Origin of the sequence: Pseudomonas sp. AAC (assembly GCF_000725445.1) — a bacterium.
Taxonomy (GTDB): domain Bacteria; phylum Pseudomonadota; class Gammaproteobacteria; order Pseudomonadales; family Pseudomonadaceae; genus Pseudomonas; species Pseudomonas citronellolis.
In genome coordinates this window covers 792,169-810,636 of the sequence record NZ_KL647094.1, presented here as the reverse complement: position 1 = coordinate 810,636, position 18,468 = coordinate 792,169, and the positions used below count along the sequence as shown (strand labels likewise).

The window sequence follows — 18,468 nt, the reverse complement described above, 5'->3', positions numbered from 1 at the left end:
CGCGGCTAAGCTGCCAACATCGATTCGATCGCTCCCGGCGCCAGGCGCGCCGGGACTTTGCCGGAAGCGCCACAGGGGCGCCCCGGCCTGTTCTGAAGGAGTACGCATGGCTGTCTACAACTACGACGTGGTGATTCTCGGCACGGGCCCGGCGGGCGAGGGGGCAGCGATGAACGCCTCCAAGTACGGGCGCAAGCTGGCGGTGGTGGACAGCCGTCGCGTGGTCGGCGGCAACTGCACGCACCTGGGCACCATCCCGTCCAAGGCGCTGCGTCACTCGGTGAAGCAGATCATCGAGTTCAACACCAACCCGATGTTCCGGCAGATCGGCGAGCCGCGCTGGTTCTCCTTCCCCGACGTGCTGAAAAGCGCCGAGAAGGTGATCAACAAGCAGGTCTCCTCGCGTACCGGCTACTACGCGCGCAACCGCATCGACATGTTCAACGGCACCGCCAGCTTCGTCGATGAGCGCACCGTCGAGGTGGTCACTCCCAGCGGCGCCGTGGAACGCCTGGTCGCCGACCAGTTCGTCATCGCCACCGGCTCGCGCCCGTACCGCCCGGCGGACATCAACTTCAACCACCCGCGGGTCTACGACAGCGACACCATCCTCTCGCTGAGCCACACCCCGCGCCGCCTGATCATCTACGGAGCCGGCGTTATCGGCTGCGAGTACGCCTCGATCTTCAGCGGCCTGGGCGTGATGGTCGACCTGATCGACACCCGCGACCAGTTGCTGAGCTTCCTCGACGACGAAATCTCCGACGCCCTGAGCTACCACCTGCGCAACAACAACGTGCTGGTGCGCCACAACGAGGAATACGAGCGCGTCGAGGGCCTGGACAACGGCGTGATCCTGCACCTGAAGTCGGGCAAGAAAATCAAGGCCGACGCCCTGCTGTGGTGCAACGGCCGTACCGGCAACACCGACCGCCTGGGCCTGGAGAACGTCGGCATCAAGGTTAACAGCCGCGGCCAGATCGAGGTGGACGAGAACTACCGCACCTCGGTGTCGAACATCTATGCCGCCGGCGACGTGATCGGCTGGCCGAGCCTGGCCAGCGCCGCCTACGACCAGGGCCGCTCGGCCGCCGGCAACATCGTCGAGCAGGACACCTGGCGCTTCGTCAACGACGTGCCCACCGGCATCTACACCATTCCGGAGATCAGCTCCATCGGCAAGAACGAGCACGAGCTGACCGCGGCGAAGATTCCCTACGAAGTGGGCAAGGCGTTCTTCAAGGGCATGGCCCGCGCGCAGATCTCCAACGAGCCGGTGGGCATGCTGAAGATCCTCTTCCACCGCGAGACCCTGGAAATCCTCGGCGTGCACTGCTTCGGCGACCAGGCCTCGGAGATCGTCCACATCGGCCAGGCGATCATGAACCAGCCGGGCGAGCTGAACACCCTGAAGTACTTCGTCAACACCACCTTCAACTACCCGACCATGGCCGAAGCCTACCGCGTAGCGGCATTCGACGGCCTCAACCGGCTTTTCTGAAATACCCCGACCGGCGGCCTGAGCCGGCCGGGGGCGACCCGCTCAGCGATTCCCGAGCGTGGCAGTGGCCAAACCGGGAAAGTCTGTAATCAGGCTGTCCACGCCGAAGTCGGCGAGCCGGCGCATCAGCGCCGGTTCGTTGACCGTCCACACCGACACGTGCAGCCCCTGCTTCTGCGCCTTGAGCAGCCGCTCCGGGGTGCACAGCGTCCAGTTCAGCGCCAATAGCTCGCAGCCATAGTTCGCCGCCACCTTCAGCGGATCGAGCCAGGCGTATTCGGCCACCAGCCCGCGGGACAGGTCCGGCGTCAGCTGCTGCAGCGCGCGCAGCACGGTGCGTGAACTGGACGTGACGGTGATGCGCTCGCGCAGGCCGAAGCGCCCGACCAACTGGTGGATGGCCTGCACGGTGCGCGCCGCGCGCTCGCGCGAAGCGCTCTTCACTTCCAGTTGCCAATGCTCGAATTCGCAGCGCTCGAACAGCTCGGCCAGCCGCGGGATGGGGCAGGGGCGCACCCAGCCCGGGCCGCCCTGGCGCGCGTCGTAGGTGACCAGGTCCTCGGCCAGTTGCTCGGACACCTTGCCGCGGCGCCCGGTGGTGCGCTTGAGCGTCGGGTCGTGGATCACCATCAGTTCGCCGTCGCGGGACAGGTGCAGGTCCAGTTCGCAACGCGTCACGCCGTGTTCCAGGCAGCGCTGGAAGCTGGGCAGGGTGTTTTCCGGCGCTTCGCCTTTGGCGCCGCGATGGCCATAGATGAGAGTCACTGGGGCTCCTTGGGAGAGGGAAGGATCGGGTTCTGCGGGCGATGCGCGCGAACCGCGTCGACCACGTGATCGTATTCGAAATAGACGCTGAATTCGCGGTAGTCCCAGCGGGTGATCGGCGGGCTGCCCACGGCCGGGTGCTCCTCGTCGGGCAGGCCGAAGCGCTCCAGCACGGCGCGCCGGCTCTCGCCGCGGGCGGGCAGGGCGATGCTGGCGTCGCCCTGGGCGCCGACGGGGATTTCCAGGGTGTCGGCCGCGGCCGGCAGGGCCATGCCCAGGCACAGCAGCAGGAAGGGGATGTGCAGGGCCTTCATGGGTCGTCGCGGTCCTTCGCCTGGCGCCGTTCGGCCGCCTGTTTCTGCAGGATGTGCCGGGCCAGCAGTTGGCGCTGCGGCTCCTCGAGGTTCTCGAACAGGGTGCCGATCTCGTACTCGCCCAGCCCGCGCGACTCGCAGTGGGTGACCCGCGCGCGCAGGCTCAGGCCCAGGGCCTGGGGCAGCAGCACCAGCTTCAGCGCCAGCAACTGCCCGGGGTGGAAGGGCTCGGGGGCGATGAAGGCGATGCCGCCCTCGGAGAGGACCACCGGCTGCGCCGGGACGACCTGCTCCAGCAGCCCGCGGGCGAGGGCGCCGGCCACCAGGTCCAGGCGCTTGTCGAGCAGCTTCAGGTAGTTGGCCAGGGGGCGGTCGCGCTCGGCGATCTGCCGCAGCAGGTGCTGCGCCTCCACCTCCAGCAGGTGCAGGTCGCCGAGCAGGTTGAACAGCGGCGAATCATCCTGTAACGCTTGCGCCACCTGCTCCGCGTCCTCCGCAAGAGGGCGAAATTCCAGTGCGAGGTGATCCTCGATACGGTAGTATTCGCGGCGGTCATCCGCGTCTGGAGTGGACATGGCGAACCCACGGCGGCAGTGATGGTCTGAGTGTAAAGCCGCCCGCCGTAGCTCGCCACAACGGCCTCCGCAAACCCTTGCGCGGTAGCGGACGCCGGCCGGACCGACGCCCCAATCCCCTGACAACGGCCCCACATGTTCAGACCTCTTTCCGTCTATATCGGGACGCGCTACACCCGCGCCAAGCGCCGCAGCCACTTCGTTTCCTTCATCTCCCTGACTTCCATGATCGGCCTGGCGCTCGGCGTCATGGTGATGATCGTGGTGCTCTCGGTGATGAACGGCTTCGACCACGAGATGCGCACCCGGGTGCTGGGCATGGTGCCGCACGCCACCGTCGAGGCCTACCAGCCGATCGACGACTGGCGCGGCCTGGCCACGCAGATCAAGGCGCAGCACCCCAACGTGCTGGAAGTGGCGCCCTTCATCCAGATGCAGGGCCTGCTGAGCAACAACGGCGTAGTGCAGAAGATTCTCATCAACGCCGTGGACCCGGCCGAGGAAGGCAAGGTCTCGATCATCGGCGACTTCTTCAGGCAAGGCAGCCTGGCCAGCCTCAAGCCCGGCGAGTTCGGCATCATCATCGGCGACAAGGCCGCGGCCAACCTGGGGGTGAAGGTCGGCGACAAGGTCACCTTCGTCGCCCCCGAGGTCTCGGTGACCCCCGCCGGCATCTTCCCGCGCATGAAGCGCTTCACCGTGGCCGGCATCTTCCACGTCGGCGCCGGCGAGCTGGACGGCTACGTGGCCCTGGCCAACGTCGAGGACGCCGCGCGCATGCAGCGCTTCAAGGACGGCGAGGTGCAGGGCCTGCGCCTGAAGCTCGACGACCTGTTCCAGGCGCCGCGCACCGCCTGGGAAATCGCCCAGACGCTGAAGGGCAACGACTTCTACGCCCGCGACTGGACGCGCACCCACGGCAACCTCTACCAGGCCATCCAGATGGAGAAATCCATGATCGGCCTGCTGCTGCTGCTGATAGTCGCGGTGGCGGCGTTCAACATCATTTCCACGCTGGTGATGGTGGTCACCGACAAGAAGTCGGACATCGCCATCCTCCGCACCCTGGGCGCCACGCCGGGGCAGATCATGGCCATCTTCATGGTCCAGGGCAGCGTGATCGGCGTGATCGGCACCCTGATCGGCGGCGTGCTCGGCGTGCTCGCGGCGCTCAAGGTGAGCGACGCCATCGCCCTGCTGGAGAAGCTGATCGGCCACAAATTCCTCAGCTCGGACGTCTACTTCATCGATTACCTGCCCTCGCAGCTGATGCGCGAGGACGTGATCCTGGTGTGCGCCGCCGCGCTGATCCTGAGTTTCTTCGCCACCCTGTATCCGGCCTGGCGTGCCGCGCGCACCCAGCCCGCGGAGGCCCTGCGTTATGAGTGACAAGACCGTCCTGAGCTGCCGCAACCTGCGCAAGAGCTACGAGGAGGGCCCGCAGTCGGTCGAGGTGCTGGTCGACGTGCAACTGGAGCTGTTCCCCGGCGAGCGCGTGGCCATCGTCGGCAGCTCCGGCTCCGGCAAGAGCACCCTGCTGAACATGCTCGGCGGCCTCGACATCCCCAGCAGCGGCAGCGTCTGGCTGGCCGGCGAGGAGCTGTCGGCGCTCAACGAGAAGCAGCGCGGCCTGCTGCGCAACCGCGCGCTGGGCTTCGTCTACCAGTTCCACCACCTGCTGCCGGAATTCACCGCCCTGGAGAACGTCTGCATGCCGCTGCTGATCGGCCGCATGCCGATCCCTGAGGCCCGCGAGCGCGCCGCCGCGCTGCTGGAGCGGGTGGGCCTGAAGCCGCGCCTGCAGCACAAGCCGTCCGAGCTGTCCGGCGGCGAGCGCCAGCGCGTGGCCATCGCCCGCGCCCTGGTCAACCAGCCGCAGTTGGTGCTGCTCGACGAACCCACCGGCAACCTCGACCAGCACACCGCGCATTCCATCCAGGAGCTGATGCTCGAACTGTCGCAGTCGCTGCAGACGGCTTTCCTGGTGGTAACCCACGACCCGCACCTGGCGCAGCAGATGGACCGCGTGCTGCGCCTGGAGGACGGCCGCCTGATCGCTGCCTGATCGAGCCGCAGACGCCATGTTCAGACCCTTATCGATCTTCGTCGGCACCCGCTACACCCGGGCCAAGAAGCGCAACCACTACATTTCCTTCATCTCCCTGACCTCGATGATCGGCCTGACCCTCGGGGTGCTGGCGATGATCGTGGTGCTCTCGGTGATGAACGGCTTCCAGAAGGAAATGCGCTCGCGCATCCTCGGCATGGTGCCCCACGCCGTGCTGCAGAACGCCGACGGCAAGCCGCTGGCAGACTGGCAGGCGGTGGCCGCCGAGGCCTCGAAGCAGCGCGAGGTGGTCGGCGCGGTGCCCTACACTGAGCTGGACGGCATGCTCTCGTTCAAGGGCATGATGCAGCCGATCGAGGTGGACGGCGTCGACCCGGCCCTGGAGCCGAAGGTCTCGATCATCGGCTCGCACATGGTCCAGGGCAGCCTGGACGCGCTGAAGTCCGGCGAGTCCGGGGTGGTGATCGGCCAAATCACCGCGCGGCGCTTCCGCGTCAACGTCGGCGACAGCCTGCTGCTGATCGTCCCCGAGTCCACCTCCGCCGCCGGCGGCGTGACGCCGCGCATGCAGCGGTTGAACGTGGTCGGGGTATTCAAGGTCGGCGCCGAGCTGGACGGCACCCTGGCGCTGGTCCACGTCGACGACGCCGCGCACCTGCTGCGCTGGGAGCCGGGCCAGGTGCAGAGCGTGCGCATCGCCCTGAAGGACCTGTTCCAGGCGCCGGAAGTGGGGCAGCGCATCGCCGCCGACCTGGGCCCGGGCTTCCGTTCGGTGGACTGGACGCACACCCAGGGCAGCCTGTTCGGCGCCATGAAGATGGAAAAGACCATGATCGGCCTGCTGCTGCTGCTGATCGTCGCGGTGGCGGCCTTCAACATCATCGCCACGCTGATCATGGTGGTGGCCGACAAGCGCACCGACATCGCCATCCTCCGCACCCTGGGCGCGACGCCGGGGCAGATCATGACCATTTTCATGGTCCAGGGCACGGTGATCGGGGTGATCGGCACCCTGGTCGGCGGCACCCTGGGCGTGCTGGCGGCGTTCAACGTCACCGCCATCGTCTCGGCGATGGAGAAGGCCCTGGGCACCCACGTGTTCAGTTCCGACGTCTACTTCATCAACTACCTGCCCTCCGACGTGCAGGTGACGGACGTGGTGCTGGTGTGCTGCGCGGCCCTGCTGATGAGCTTCCTCGCCACGCTGTACCCGGCCTGGCGCGCCGCCAGGACGCAGCCGGCCGAAGCGCTGCGCTACGAATGAACGAAGCCGCCCCGAGGGGCGGCTTCTTCGTTCCGTGGGCGCTGTCTTGCCGACTGCGCCGATCTGCTTTTCGTAGGATGGGTTGAGCTTGCGAAACCCGTCGGGCCATGGTGATGGGTATCGCTTCGCTCAACCCATCCTACGGGAATGGCGTGGGTGGGGCAGCGTAGGCGGATCTCATCCGCGAATCGCGCCGGAATGTCCGGCTATCGCGGACAAGGTCCGCTCCTACGAGGGAATGCCATGCCTCCCGGCAAATTGTAATTGCTACCCGGCATTCTGTAGGAGCGGGCCCTGCCCGCGATTCGCGCGCAGGGCGCGCTCCTACAGGGGAATGGCGTGGGTGGGGCAGCGTAGGAGCGAATCTCATCCGCGAACCGCGCCGGAATGTCCGGCTATCGCGGACAAGGGGGGCTCACAACCCCTGCCGCAGATTGCGCAACGCCTGGCGCCGCCGCCAGCTGCGGCCTATCCACCAGCGCCAGTAGGCCTGGGTGGCCAGGTAGCCGAGCAGGCCCACCAGCAGCCCGCAGATGATCGAACCGAGCAGGAACGGCTGCCAGAGCAGCGACAGCTCGCCGCTGGTCCATTCCCAGGTGAGGTTCTCCGGCAGCGTGCGCGCCGGCACGCCCATGACCCAGGCGCCCATCTTGTAGGTGCAATAGAACACCGGCGGCATGGTGATGGGGTTGGTCAGCCAGACCAGCCCCACCGAGATCGGCAGGTTGGCGCGCACCCACACCGCCAGCGTGGCGGCCAGCAGCATCTGCAGGGGAATGGGCACGAAGGCGGCGAACAGGCCCATGCCCATGGCGCGGGATACCGACCTTCGATTCAGGTGCCAGAGGTTGGGCGAGTGCAGCAGGGACCCGAAGCAGCGCAGGGACTTGTGGTTCCTGATCAGCTCGGGGTCCGGCATGTAGCGCTGGAAAAGTCGGCGCGGCATGGGGAAATCTCTGGCAGACGAACACCGGCCATTATGCCTAGCTAGATGACAGCTTCTGTTCACCAACTATGTCCATGTGTAACCGGGCGCGGTGCACCGGACTTCGCTGCCAGGGAGGCAACCCGTGCGCACAGGGATGATGGCGCTGGCCTGCGGCCTGGTGCTGCTGCGTTTCCTGCCCCAGTTGCCACCCCTGGCAGCCTTGCTGCCATTGGTCGGAATGGCGCTGCTATGCCTGTATCGGCGACATCGCGCGGTGGCGCTCTTCCTGCTCGGCTTCGCCTGGGCCTGCCTGTTCGCCCATGACTCGTGGGAAGGGCGCCTGGCTCCCGAACTGGATGGGCGGACGCTGTGGCTGGAAGGGCAGGTTGCCGGCCTGCCGGCTACCGCGGGTGGCATCGTCCGCTTCGAGCTGGAGGACGTCCAGGCGCGCCTGGACCTGCCCGGGCGCATCCGCGTGTCCTGGTATGGCGGCCCGGAGGTGCGGGCCGGGGAGCGCTGGCGCCTGGCGGTCACCCTGCGTCGCCCCCATGGCCTGGCCAACGACTTCGGTTTCGACTATGAAGCCTGGCTGGCGGCCGACGGCATAGGCGCCACCGGCAGCGTCAAGGATGGCCGGCGCCTGGCCGAGGCCGCCGGCCCCATGGCCTGGCGCGAAGCCTGGAAGGACCGGCTGCTGGCGGTGGATGCCCAGGGACGCAACGCCTACCTGGTGGCCCTGGTCCTAGGCGACGGCAGCGGCCTGGGCCGGGACGACTGGGACATGCTGCAGGACACCGGCACCCTGCACCTGATGGTGATCTCCGGCTCGCACATCTCCCTGCTGGGCGGCTTGCTCTACGCCCTGGTGGCGGGTCTGGCGCGCCTGGGAGCCTGGCCGGCGCGCGTGCCCTGGCTGCCCTGCGCCTGTGCCGCCGCACTGGCTGGCGCCTGGGGCTATGGCTGGATCGCCGGGCTGCAGGTGCCGGCATTGCGCGCCTGCCTGATGCTCAGCATGGTGCTGCTGTGGCGCCTGCACTTTCGTCGCCAGGGCGTCTGGCTGCCGCTGCTCGGCGCTCTGCTGGTGGTGCTGCTGGTCGATCCATTGGTCAGCCTGACGCCCGGCTTCTGGCTGTCCTTCGCCGCCGTGGCGCTGCTTGTCTACGGCTTCGCCGGGCGCCTGGGGCGGGGGGCCGGCTGGCTGGCCTGGGGGCGCGCGCAGTGGCTCATGGCTCTCGGCCTGGCACCGGTGTTGCTGGCCCTGGGCCTGCCGCTGAGTCCCGCCGGCGCGCTGGCGAACCTGATCGCGGTGCCCTGTGTCGAGTTGCTGGTGGTGCCCCTGGCGCTGGTCGGCAGCCTGCTGCTGTGGCTGCCGGCGGTGGGCGAGGGGCTGCTATGGCTGGCCGGTGGCGTGCTCGACGTGCTGCTGGGCCTGCTCGGGCGCCTGTCGCTGTATTCCCCGGCCTGGCATCCCATGGCGCCGCCGGCCTGGAGCATCGCCCTGGCCCTGTTCGGCGCGCTGCTGTGCCTGGCGCCGGCCGGGCTGCCGCTGCGTCCGCTGGGCCTGGCGTTGCTGTTGCCGATGTTCTGGCCGCATTCCAGCGCGCCGCCCCATGGCCATACCGAAGTGCGGGTGCTGGACGTGGGCCAGGGGCTATCCGTGCTGATCCGCACCCGCCAGCACACCTGGCTGTACGACGCCGGACCGCGCCGGGGCGATTTCGACCTCGGCGAGGTGGCGGTGCTGCCGACTCTTCGTGGCCTGGGCATCGAGCGCCTGGATATGCTGCTGCTCAGCCACGCCGACAATGACCACGCCGGCGGCGCCCGCTCGGTGGCGGCGGCCGTGCCGGTAGCGCGGATCATCAGCGGCGAGCCCGGGCGTTTGCCGGACAGCCTGCCTGCCGGCCCCTGCGGCAACGAGGCATGGCAGCTGGACGGCGTGCGCTTCTCCACCTGGCAGTGGCCCGATGCGACGGACAGCAACGGCCGCTCCTGTGTGTTGTACGTCGAGGCCGGCGGCGAGAGCCTGCTGCTCACCGGCGACCTGCCGGCCGCAGGCGAGGCCGCCTGGCTGGCCAGCCATCCTGGGCTCGGCGTCGACTGGTTGCTGGCCGGCCACCATGGCAGCCGCAGCGCCTCTTCCGAGGCCTTCGTCAGGCAACTGGCGCCCCGCGCGGCGCTGGTTTCCCGCTCGCGGCACAACGCCCATGGCCATCCGTCCAGCGAGGTGCTGCAACGCTTTGCCGAGCAGGGGACGAAGGTGCACGATGTGGCCCGGGAGGGCGCCCTGCGCGTGCTCCTGGGCCAGCGTGGAACGCTGCGCGGCGTGCGCGAAAATGCCGGATTCTGGAGGGAAAAATGAGAACGGCGACGGTCGGCGGGGCAGGGGCCCTGTGCTAGAGTGTCGCCACTTTTTTTCAGGGGATTCGCCACTGTGTGGGAACTGGTCAAAGCCGGCGGCTGGATGATGCTGCCGATCATTCTGAGCTCCATCGCCGCCACCGCCATCGTCGCCGAACGACTCTGGACCCTGCGCCGCAGCCGCATCGCCCCGCCGCAGCTGCTGGGCCAGGTGTGGAAGCAGATCAAGGACAAGAAGCTGAACAGCCAGGCGCTCAAGGAGCTCAAGGCGTCTTCCCCGCTGGGCGAGGTGCTCGCCGCCGGCCTGGTCAACTCCAAGCACGGCCGCGAGATCATGAAGGAGTGCATCGAGGAAGCCGCCGGCCGGGTGATCCACGAGATGGAGCGCTACCTCAACGCCCTCGGCACCATCGCCGCCATGGCCCCGCTGCTCGGCCTGCTGGGCACGGTGTTCGGCATGATCCAGATCTTCAGCGCCTTCATGGGCGACGGCATGGCCAATGCCCCGCAGCTCGCCGGCGGCATCTCCAAGGCCCTGGTGACCACCGCCTCCGGCCTGATCGTGGCCATCCCGGCCGTGTTCTTCCATCGCTACCTGCTGCGCCGCGTCGATGAGCTGGTGGTGGCCATGGAGCAGGAAGCGATCAAGCTGGTGGAAATGGTCCAGGGCGACCGCGAGGTCGACCTCTCCGAGGATGGCAAAGCGTGAAATTCCGCCGCAGAAACGGCAGCGCCGCCCGCGATGACGTGTTCATCAACCTGGCGTCGCTGATCGACGTGATCTTCGTCCTGCTGCTGTTCTTCGTGGTCACCACCACCTTCAGCCGGCCGACGCAGCTGAAGGTCGAGCTGCCCGAGGCGGTCAGCGGCACGCCGCCGGAAGCCACCGACATCAAGCCGCTGGAGCTGGACATCGACGCCGCCGGCCACTATGCGCTGAACGGCCAGACTCTGGTCAACGGCGACATCGCCACCCTGATGGCGGCGATGCAGAAGGAATCCGCCGGCGACAGCAGCCTGCCGCTGGTGATCACCGCCGACGGCAAGGCCACCCACCAGTCGGTAGTCACCGCCATGGACGCCGCCGGCAAGCTCGGCTTCAGCCACCTGCGCATCACCACCGTCGAGGCGCAGCCGGCGGCCAAGCCCTGATGGCGTTTTCCGAGCGCCTGCTGCAGGCCTGGTACCAGGGCCACCCGGCCCTCGGCCTGCTGCGCCCGCTGGAGGCGCTGTACCGGCGCATCGCTCAGCGCAAGCGCGCCGACTACCTGGAAGGCCGGCGCCAGGCCTACCGCGCGCCGGTGCCGGTCGTCGTGGTCGGCAACGTCACCGTCGGCGGCACCGGCAAGACGCCGATGATCCTCTGGCTGATCGAACACTGCCGCGCCCGCGGCCTCAAGGTCGGCGTGGTCAGCCGTGGCTACGGCGCCAAGCCGCCGAGCCTGCCCTGGCGGGTGCGCGCCGAACAGAACGCGGCGCAGGCCGGCGACGAGCCGCTGATGATCGTCCAGCGCTGCGGCGTGCCCCTGGTCATCGACCCGGACCGCCCGGCCGCGGTGCGCGCGCTGCTGGCCGAAGAGCCGCTGGACCTGATCCTCTGCGACGACGGCCTGCAGCACTACCGCCTGGCCCGCGACCTGGAGCTGGTGCTGATCGACGCCGCGCGCGGCCTGGGCAACCGCCGCTGCCTACCGGCCGGCCCCCTGCGCGAGCCGGCCGAGCGCCTGGAGTCGGTGGACGCGGTGCTCTACAACGGCGCCAGCAGCGATCCGGCCGGGGCCTTTTCCTTCGTCCTGCGGCCGAGCGCGCTGGTCAACCTGCGCAGCGGCGAGCGCCGCGACCTGACACACTTCCCGCCGGGCCAGCAGGTCCACGCCCTGGCCGGCATCGGCAACCCCCGGCGTTTCTTCGCGACGCTCGAGGCGCTACACTGGCGGCCTGTTCCGCACGCCTTCCCGGACCACGCGGCCTACAGCGCCGAGCAGCTGCAATTCAGCCCGCCGCTGCCGCTGCTGATGACCGAGAAGGACGCGGTGAAATGCCGGGCCTTCGCCGCCGCCGACTGGTGGTACCTCGCGGTCGACGCGCAGCCATCCCCGGCCTTCGTCGCCTGGTTCGACGCCCAGCTCGAGCGTCTGATCGCGCGCTGACGGGTGGCGCCGCCACCCATTGCTTTCCAAGGATTCCGCCATGGACCCGAAACTCCTCGACATCCTCGCCTGCCCGCTGTGCAAGGGGCCGCTGAAGCTCACCGACGACAAGTCCGAACTGATCTGCAAGGCCGACGGCCTGGCCTACCCGGTGCGCGATGGCATCCCGGTGATGCTCGAGGGCGAGGCCCGCACCCTGAACGTCGACGAACGCCTGGACAAGTGACCGAGACGCAGCGATGAGCCAAGCCTTCACCGTCGTCATCCCGGCCCGCTTCGCCTCCACCCGCCTGCCCGGCAAGCCGCTGCAGGACATCTGCGGCAAGCCCATGGTCCAGCACGTCTGGGAGCAGGCGCGCAGGAGCGCCGCATCTCGCGTGGTGATCGCCACCGACGATGCGCACATCCTCGAGGCGGCCAACGTCTTCGGCGCCGAGGCGTTGCTGACCCGCGTCGACCACAACTCCGGCACCGACCGCCTGGCCGAGGTGGCCGATGCCCTGGGCCTGGCCGACGACGCCATCGTGGTCAACGTGCAGGGCGACGAGCCGCTGATCCCGCCGGCCATCATCGACCAGGTGGCGGCCAACCTGGCGGCCCACCCGGAAGCCGGCATCGCCACCCTGGCCGAGCCGATCCACGAGCTGGCTGCGCTGTTCAACCCGAACGTGGTGAAGGTGGTGACCGACCTCAACGGCCTGGCGCTGACCTTCAGCCGCGCGCCGCTGCCCTGGGCCCGCGACGCCTTCGCCAAGGAGCCGGACGGCCTGCCCCAGGGCGTGCCCTACCGCCGCCACATCGGCATCTACGCCTACCGCGCGCGCTTCCTCCGCGACTTCGTCGCCTGGGGCCCGTGCTGGCTGGAAGACACCGAGTGCCTGGAGCAGCTGCGCGCGCTCTGGCACGGCGTGCGCATCCACGTCGCCGACGCCCTGGAGGCGCCGCAGGCCGGGGTGGACACTGTCGAGGACCTGGAGCGCGTCAGGCGCATCCTGGGGGGCTGATGCGGGTTCTCTTCGTCTGCCTGGGTAACATCTGCCGTTCGCCCACCGCCGAGGGCGTGTTCCGCCACAAGCTGCGCGAGGCCGGGCTGGAGGCACGGGTGACCGTCGACTCCGCCGGCACTGGCGACTGGCACGTGGGCAAGGCGCCGGACGCCCGCACCCGCGTCGCTGCCATGCGCCGTGGCTATGACCTGTCGGCGCTGCGCGCGCGCCAGGTGAGCGCTGCCGATTTCGCCGACTTCGACCTGATCCTGGCCATGGACCTGAGCAACCTGGCTCATCTCGAACGCCTGCGGGGAAGTGGCCCGGCCGAGCTGGACCTGTTCCTGCGCCGCTACGCCGGCGCGCTGGACGAGGTGCCCGATCCCTATTACGGCGGCGAGGCCGGTTTCGAGCAGGTGCTGGACCTGCTCGAAACCGCCTGCGACGCCCTGCTGCTGGAAGTGAAGGGGCGCCTGTGAGCCTGGTTTTGCAGAAAGACGTTTCCCTGAAAGCCTTCAATACCTTCGGCATCGAAGCGCGCGCGCAGTTGTTCGCCGAAGCCCGCGACGACCAGGAAGTGATGCAGGGCCTTGCCCTGGCGGTGGAACACGACCTGCCGCTGCTGGTGCTCGGCGGTGGCAGCAACCTGCTGCTGACCCGCGACGTCGAGGCCCTGGTATTGCGCATGGCCAGCCGTGGCGTGCGCATCCTCGAAGACGACGGTGATCGGGTGCGTATCGAAGCCGAGGCCGGCGAGGTCTGGGACGACCTGGTGCGCTGGAGCCTGGAGCAGGGCTTCGCCGGCCTGGAGAACCTCAGCCTGATCCCCGGCACCGTCGGCGCCGCGCCCATGCAGAACATCGGCGCCTACGGCGTGGAGCTGAAGGACGTGTTCGACAGCCTGGTGGCGCTGGACCGCCACAGCGGCGGTCTGCGCGAATTCCACCTGGACGATTGCGCCTTCGCCTACCGCGAGAGCCTGTTCAAGCGCGAGCCGGGGCGCTGGGTGATCCTGCGCGTGCGCCTGAAGCTCGCGCGCCGGGCCAGCCTGCATCTGGACTACGGTCCGGTGCGCCAGCGCCTGGCGGAGGAGGGCATAGATGCCCCTGGCCCCGCCGACGTGGCGCGGGTGATCTGCGCCATCCGCCGCGAGAAGCTGCCCGACCCGGCAGTGCTGGGCAACGCCGGCAGCTTCTTCAAGAACCCGCTGGTATCCGCCGCCGTGGCAGAGCGCCTGCGTGGCGAATACCCGGACCTGGTGGCCTATCCCCAGGCCGACGGCCAGGTCAAGCTGGCCGCCGGTTGGCTGATCGACAAGGCCGGCTGGAAGGGCTTCCGCGACGGCGCCGCCGGCGTGCATGCCCAGCAGGCGCTGGTGCTGGTCAACTACGGCGGCGCCAGCGGGGCGCAGATCCAGGCGCTGGCCGAGCGCATCCGCGAGGACATCCGCCAGCGCTTCGGCGTGGAGCTGGAGATGGAGCCCAACCTCTACTGAGGTGTGCGGGCTTGGAAAAAGGCGCTTGCCGTTGCCGGCAAGCGCCTTTTTTGTCCGTGCTGCTTTTCGTAGGAGCGAGCCGTGCCCACTGGTATGGGTGTAGGAGCGGACCCTGTCCGCGATAGCCGGACATCCCGGCGCGATTCGCGGATGAGATCCGCTCCTACTCCGCCCCACCACTCCATTCCCCTGTAGGAGCGCGCCCTGCGCGCGAAATCGCGGGCAGGGCCCGCTCCTACAGTTGTTGTCGTGAGGCATGGCGATCCACCTCCACGCAACCCAGGAGCCATAAAAAAAGGGGATGCCTAGGCATCCCCTTTTTCAGCACGCGGGCGATCAGCCGTGGTGCTTTTCCACTTCTTCGCGGTGCTGCTCGGCCTTGTCGGCTTCGACTTGCTCCTCGACGGCCTGGATGGCCTGCTCGCCTTCGGCAGCTTCGGCAGCGGGTGCTTCGGCAGCTTCGGTGGCGGCAGACGCTTCGACAGTCTCCTGGGCCGCTTCCACGACGTTTTCTTCCGCGGCCTCGACTTGCTGCTCGGCGATGGCTTCCACCTCGGCGGCCTGTTCGACCACGGCGGTTTCCACTACGGCCGGAGCGGCAGCGGCGGCTTCCGCGGCTTCACGGGCCAGGCGCTCGGCTTCGCGCTGCAGGCGACGACGCTCGCGCGGGTCGTTCAGGGCGCGGCCGCTGGCGTTGGCTGCCGGCTGGGCTTCGTCCTGGCTCGGCGCGGCAACAGCAGGCTCGGCCTGGGCGACCGGGGCTTCGACCACCTCGGGTTCGACGTGAGCGGTCTCGACGACCGGAGCGGCTTCGACCACGGCTTGCGCAGCAGGCTGCTCGACCGATTCGGCGGCGGCCGGGGCGGATTCGCTCGGCTGCAGGCTGAACTCGACGATCTGCTCGCCGGCGCTTTCCTCGCGGGTCTCGGTGACCACGACGGTGTCGGCGCCGGCTTCGACGGCAGCGGCCGGCTCGGCGGTTTGCTCGCTGGCGGCTTCGACGACCTGCTCGGCGACCACGGCTACCGCGGCGACACCGGTTGCGGCCAGGGCCGGAGCGGACGGCGACTCGCTGCCTTGCTGCTGCGCACCGGCCTCCGGGCCTTCCACGCCGACTTCGCGCTGACGCTCGCGGCGGTTGCTGCGGCGGCGCTGGCCACGGGAACGGCGGCGCGGACGATCGTCATCGCTGCCTTCCTGGTCATCCTGCTCCAGCAGTTCCTCGTTGTTCGGCAGCTCTTCGGCTTCCAGCGCGGCTTCGCGGGCCTGGCGCTCCTCGCGGGGCTGGCGTTCGCCACGTTCGCGACGCTCACCACGCTCTTCGCGCGGCTGGCGTTCTTCACGGGGCTGACGCTCTTCGCCCGGCTGGCGCTCGGCACGTTCTTCACGCGGTTGGCGCTCCTCGCGGGGCTGACGCTCGGCGCGCTCTTCACGCGGCTGGCGTTCCTCGCGGGGTTGACGCTCGGCACGCTCTTCACGCGGTTGGCGCTCCTCGCGGGGCTGGCGCTCGGCACGCTCTTCGCGCGGCTGACGTTCCTCGCGGGGCTGACGCTCGGCGCGCTCTTCACGCGGCTGGCGTTCCTCGCGTGGCTGACGCTCGGCACGCTCTTCGCGCGGTTGACGCTCCTCGCGCGGCTGGCGTTCGGCGCGTTCTTCGCGGGGCTGGCGTTCTTCGCGGGCCGGGCGCTCGGCGCGCTCTTCACGACGGCGCTCGTTGCGCTCGCCACGCTCCTCGCGGGGCTTGCGCTCGTCGTCGCGACGGCCGCCATCACGGCGACGGTTCTGCTGACGGCCGTTGCGGCGCTCCTCCGGCGTCGAACTGCGCTCGCTGGCGGGTTTTTCCGCGCTGACGGCCGGCTTGGCTTCTTCTTCCTTGCCGGCGAACAGGCTCACCAGCGACTTGACCAGGCCCTGGAACAGGCTCGGCTGCGGCATCGGCTTGGCGGCTTCCACCGGTTGCGGCGCGGCGGCCTGTTCGGCCTGCTGCGGAGCGGGAGTCTGCGGGGAAACGGTCTTCACCGCGGCTTCCTGGCGTACCAGGGTGCGGGTGGCGCTGACCGGCTGGACTTCCTCGTGCTCGACCTGGGCCATCTCGTAGCTGGTGTGGCCGACCAGCAGGTCCGGGTTGTCGTCACGCAGGCGCTGCACTTCGAAGTGCGGGGTTTCCAGGTGCTCGTCCGGCAGGATGAAGATGCGCGCGCGGGTGCGCAGCTCGATCTTGGTGATGGCGTTGCGCTTCTCGTTGAGCAGGAAGGCGGCGACCTGGAAGGGCACGCGGGCGCGGACTTCCGCGGTGCGGTCCTTCAGCGCTTCTTCCTCGATCAGGCGCAGGATGGCCAGCGACAGGGATTCCACGTCGCGGATGATGCCCTGGCCGTTGCAACGCGGGCAGACGATGCCGCTGGTCTCGCCGAGGGACGGACGCAGGCGTTGGCGGGACATTTCCAGCAGGCCGAAGCGCGAGATTCGTCCGACCTGCACGCGCGCGCGGTCGGCCTCGAGGGCTTCGCGCACGCGCTCTTCCACGGCGCGCTGGTTCTTCGCCGGGGTCATGTCGATGAAGTCGATGACGATCAGGCCGCCGATGTCACGCAGGCGCAGCTGGCGGGCGATTTCCTCGGCCGCTTCCAGGTTGGTCTGCAGGGCGGTTTCCTCGATGTCGCCGCCTTTGGTGGCGCGCGCCGAGTTGATGTCGATGGACACCAGGGCCTCGGTCGGGTCGATGACGATGGAGCCGCCGGAGGGCAGCTTCACTTCGCGCTGGAAGGCGGTCTCGATCTGGCTCTCGATCTGGAAGCGGTTGAACAGCGGAACGCTGTCCTGGTACAGCTTGACCTTGCTGGCGTACTGCGGCATCACCTGGCGGATGAAGTTCAGGGCTTCTTCCTGGGCGTCGATGCTGTCGATCAGCACTTCGCCGATGTCCTGGCGCAGGTAGTCGCGGATGGCGCGGATGATGACGTTGCTTTCCTGGTAGATCAGGAAGGGTGCGCCGCGCTCGCCGGAGGCTTCCTTGATGGCGCCCCACAGTTGCAGGAGGTAGTCCAGGTCCCACTGCAGCTCTTCGGAGCTGCGGCCCAGGCCCGCGGTGCGGACGATCAGGCCCATGTCGGCGGGGGCGTTGAGGCCGTTCAGGGCTTCGCGCAGTTCGTTGCGCTCTTCGCCCTCGATGCGGCGGGAGATGCCGCCGGCGCGGGGGTTGTTAGGCATCAGCACCAGGTAGCGGCCGGCCAGGCTGATGAAGGTGGTCAGGGCCGCGCCCTTGTTGCCGCGTTCTTCCTTCTCGACCTGGACGATGACTTCCTGGCCTTCGCTGAGCACATCCTTGATGTTGATGCGCCCTTCGGGGTTCTTCTTGAAGTACTCGCGGGAAATTTCCTTGAGGGGGAGGAAACCGTGGCGCTCGGCGCCGAAGTCGACGAAGGCGGCTTCCAGGCTGGGCTCGACGCGGGTGATGCGGCCCTTGTAGATGTTGGCCTTCTTCTGTTCGCGCGCGCCGGACTCGATGTCCAGGTCGAACAGACGCTGGCCATCTACCAGCGCTACACGCAACTCTTCGGGTTGAGTTGCGTTGATCAGCATTCTTTTCATGTAGTACCAATGGTTTCCGGGGCCACCGGAAACGGCAATCGGCACCCACGACTCTCACGGTCGGTGCTCAGGCGCGTACTCAGGAACGGCGGACCATTCCCGTGTCCAGCGACGTCCGGCCAGCAACGGGCCGGGTCGCGACTACGTCTCCTGCTTGTCCTGCGAACAAGCAATCAACAGGAGGAGGAATCAGCTGTCGGAGGCGGACGAAAGAGTGCGTCTGAAACAAGGCTATGCCAGCTACGCGGTCCGACAGTTGTGCATCTCCACCCTGCACGTTTCCTATTGAAGAAGCGGGTGCCGCTCGCAGAATCCGGGAGCGGGTTGGCTTTTCACGGCTACCGAGGCAGCCGTGCGTCATGTCTCAAGGCTCGGGTTCCGAATCGTTGCGGCGAGGGATTCATGGGTCCGCCACGGCAACGCTTCGCAGGACTGCCTCACGTCCGTTCAATGTGCTTGCAGGCAGCGGG

The 18,468-nt window shown here is 68.4% G+C and carries 17 protein-coding genes; 12 read left to right on the top strand and 5 right to left on the bottom strand.

What is annotated here, in order from left to right; genetic code table 11:
• Nucleotides 1–106 precede the first annotated feature (106 nt).
• Nucleotides 107–1,501 (top strand): Si-specific NAD(P)(+) transhydrogenase, encoded by a 1,395-nt coding sequence (gene sthA / locus FG99_RS03345; protein WP_043267287.1) that lies wholly within the window; start codon nucleotides 107–109, stop codon nucleotides 1,499–1,501.
• Between the two features lie 42 nt (nucleotides 1,502–1,543).
• On the opposite strand, the gene FG99_RS03340 is transcribed toward sthA, so the two are convergent.
• The 3 genes from FG99_RS03340 to FG99_RS03330 are packed head-to-tail and all read right to left on the bottom strand — an operon-like array spanning nucleotide 1,544 to nucleotide 3,155.
• Complete coding sequence (locus tag FG99_RS03340; RefSeq protein ID WP_009621382.1) at nucleotides 1,544–2,266, bottom strand: glycerophosphodiester phosphodiesterase; 723 nt, start codon at nucleotides 2,264–2,266, stop codon at nucleotides 1,544–1,546.
• Nucleotides 2,263–2,580 carry a hypothetical protein gene (locus FG99_RS03335; protein ID WP_009621384.1) on the bottom strand — a complete coding sequence of 106 codons (318 nt, stop codon included), beginning with the start codon at nucleotides 2,578–2,580 and terminating at the stop codon, nucleotides 2,263–2,265. The genes FG99_RS03340 and FG99_RS03335 overlap by 4 nt, the downstream gene beginning before the upstream one ends.
• Entirely contained in the window at nucleotides 2,577–3,155 is a 579-nt protein-coding gene (locus tag FG99_RS03330) for a PilZ domain-containing protein (RefSeq protein ID WP_043267285.1), read from the bottom strand. The genes FG99_RS03335 and FG99_RS03330 overlap by 4 nt, the downstream gene beginning before the upstream one ends.
• 135 nt (nucleotides 3,156–3,290) lie before the next feature.
• Here FG99_RS03330 and FG99_RS03325 point away from each other — a divergent pair, with 135 nt between their 5' ends.
• Genes FG99_RS03325 through FG99_RS03315 form a run of 3 tightly spaced genes read left to right on the top strand, consistent with a single transcriptional unit; the run spans nucleotide 3,291 to nucleotide 6,487 of the window.
• The gene (locus tag FG99_RS03325; RefSeq protein ID WP_009621388.1) at nucleotides 3,291–4,544 is read left to right on the top strand and encodes a lipoprotein-releasing ABC transporter permease subunit; all 1,254 of its coding nucleotides are present in this window, start codon (nucleotides 3,291–3,293) and stop codon (nucleotides 4,542–4,544) included.
• Nucleotides 4,537–5,220 carry a lipoprotein-releasing ABC transporter ATP-binding protein LolD gene (gene lolD / locus FG99_RS03320; protein ID WP_009621390.1) on the top strand — a complete coding sequence of 228 codons (684 nt, stop codon included), beginning with the start codon at nucleotides 4,537–4,539 and terminating at the stop codon, nucleotides 5,218–5,220. Before FG99_RS03325 ends, lolD begins: the two co-directional genes overlap by 8 nt.
• A 16-nt stretch (nucleotides 5,221–5,236) precedes the next feature.
• Nucleotides 5,237–6,487, top strand: a complete 1,251-nt coding sequence (locus tag FG99_RS03315; RefSeq protein WP_043267283.1) for a lipoprotein-releasing ABC transporter permease subunit — start codon at nucleotides 5,237–5,239, stop codon at nucleotides 6,485–6,487.
• A 415-nt stretch (nucleotides 6,488–6,902) separates the two neighbouring features.
• On the opposite strand, the gene FG99_RS03310 is transcribed toward FG99_RS03315, so the two are convergent.
• On the bottom strand, nucleotides 6,903–7,433 hold the full coding sequence (locus tag FG99_RS03310; RefSeq protein ID WP_043267281.1) for a DUF2062 domain-containing protein: 531 nt from the start codon (nucleotides 7,431–7,433) through the stop codon (nucleotides 6,903–6,905).
• A gap of 136 nt (nucleotides 7,434–7,569) precedes the next feature.
• Between FG99_RS03310 and FG99_RS03305 the strand changes: the two genes are divergently transcribed.
• The 8 genes from FG99_RS03305 to murB all read left to right on the top strand — a co-directional run bounded on the left by FG99_RS03305 (nucleotide 7,570) and on the right by murB (nucleotide 14,407).
• Nucleotides 7,570–9,777, top strand: coding sequence for a DNA internalization-related competence protein ComEC/Rec2 (locus FG99_RS03305; protein WP_177330891.1), 2,208 nt, complete (start codon nucleotides 7,570–7,572; stop codon nucleotides 9,775–9,777).
• Nucleotides 9,778–9,849: 72 nt separating this feature from the next.
• A complete protein-coding gene (locus FG99_RS03300) occupies nucleotides 9,850–10,485 on the top strand; it encodes a MotA/TolQ/ExbB proton channel family protein (RefSeq protein ID WP_009621398.1) in 636 nt (211 codons plus the stop codon).
• Nucleotides 10,482–10,928, top strand: coding sequence for an ExbD/TolR family protein (locus FG99_RS03295; RefSeq protein WP_009621400.1), 447 nt, complete (start codon nucleotides 10,482–10,484; stop codon nucleotides 10,926–10,928). The genes FG99_RS03300 and FG99_RS03295 overlap by 4 nt, the downstream gene beginning before the upstream one ends.
• Nucleotides 10,928–11,926 (top strand): tetraacyldisaccharide 4'-kinase, encoded by a 999-nt coding sequence (lpxK, locus tag FG99_RS03290; protein ID WP_043267277.1) that lies wholly within the window; start codon nucleotides 10,928–10,930, stop codon nucleotides 11,924–11,926. The genes FG99_RS03295 and lpxK overlap by 1 nt, the downstream gene beginning before the upstream one ends.
• Nucleotides 11,927–11,966: 40 nt before the next feature.
• Nucleotides 11,967–12,152, top strand: a complete 186-nt coding sequence (locus FG99_RS03285; RefSeq protein ID WP_009621404.1) for a Trm112 family protein — start codon at nucleotides 11,967–11,969, stop codon at nucleotides 12,150–12,152.
• Nucleotides 12,153–12,165: 13 nt separating this feature from the next.
• Entirely contained in the window at nucleotides 12,166–12,930 is a 765-nt protein-coding gene (kdsB, locus tag FG99_RS03280) for a 3-deoxy-manno-octulosonate cytidylyltransferase (protein WP_043267275.1), read from the top strand.
• Nucleotides 12,930–13,391 carry a low molecular weight protein-tyrosine-phosphatase gene (locus tag FG99_RS03275; protein WP_043267274.1) on the top strand — a complete coding sequence of 154 codons (462 nt, stop codon included), beginning with the start codon at nucleotides 12,930–12,932 and terminating at the stop codon, nucleotides 13,389–13,391. The genes kdsB and FG99_RS03275 overlap by 1 nt, the downstream gene beginning before the upstream one ends.
• Nucleotides 13,388–14,407 (top strand): UDP-N-acetylmuramate dehydrogenase, encoded by a 1,020-nt coding sequence (murB, locus tag FG99_RS03270; protein WP_043267272.1) that lies wholly within the window; start codon nucleotides 13,388–13,390, stop codon nucleotides 14,405–14,407. The genes FG99_RS03275 and murB overlap by 4 nt, the downstream gene beginning before the upstream one ends.
• A 336-nt stretch (nucleotides 14,408–14,743) precedes the next feature.
• Here the strand turns inward: murB and rne are convergent, their stop codons facing one another.
• On the bottom strand, nucleotides 14,744–17,998 hold the full coding sequence (gene rne, locus FG99_RS03265; RefSeq protein WP_043267270.1) for a ribonuclease E: 3,255 nt from the start codon (nucleotides 17,996–17,998) through the stop codon (nucleotides 14,744–14,746).
• Between the last annotated feature and the right edge of the window lie 470 nt (nucleotides 17,999–18,468).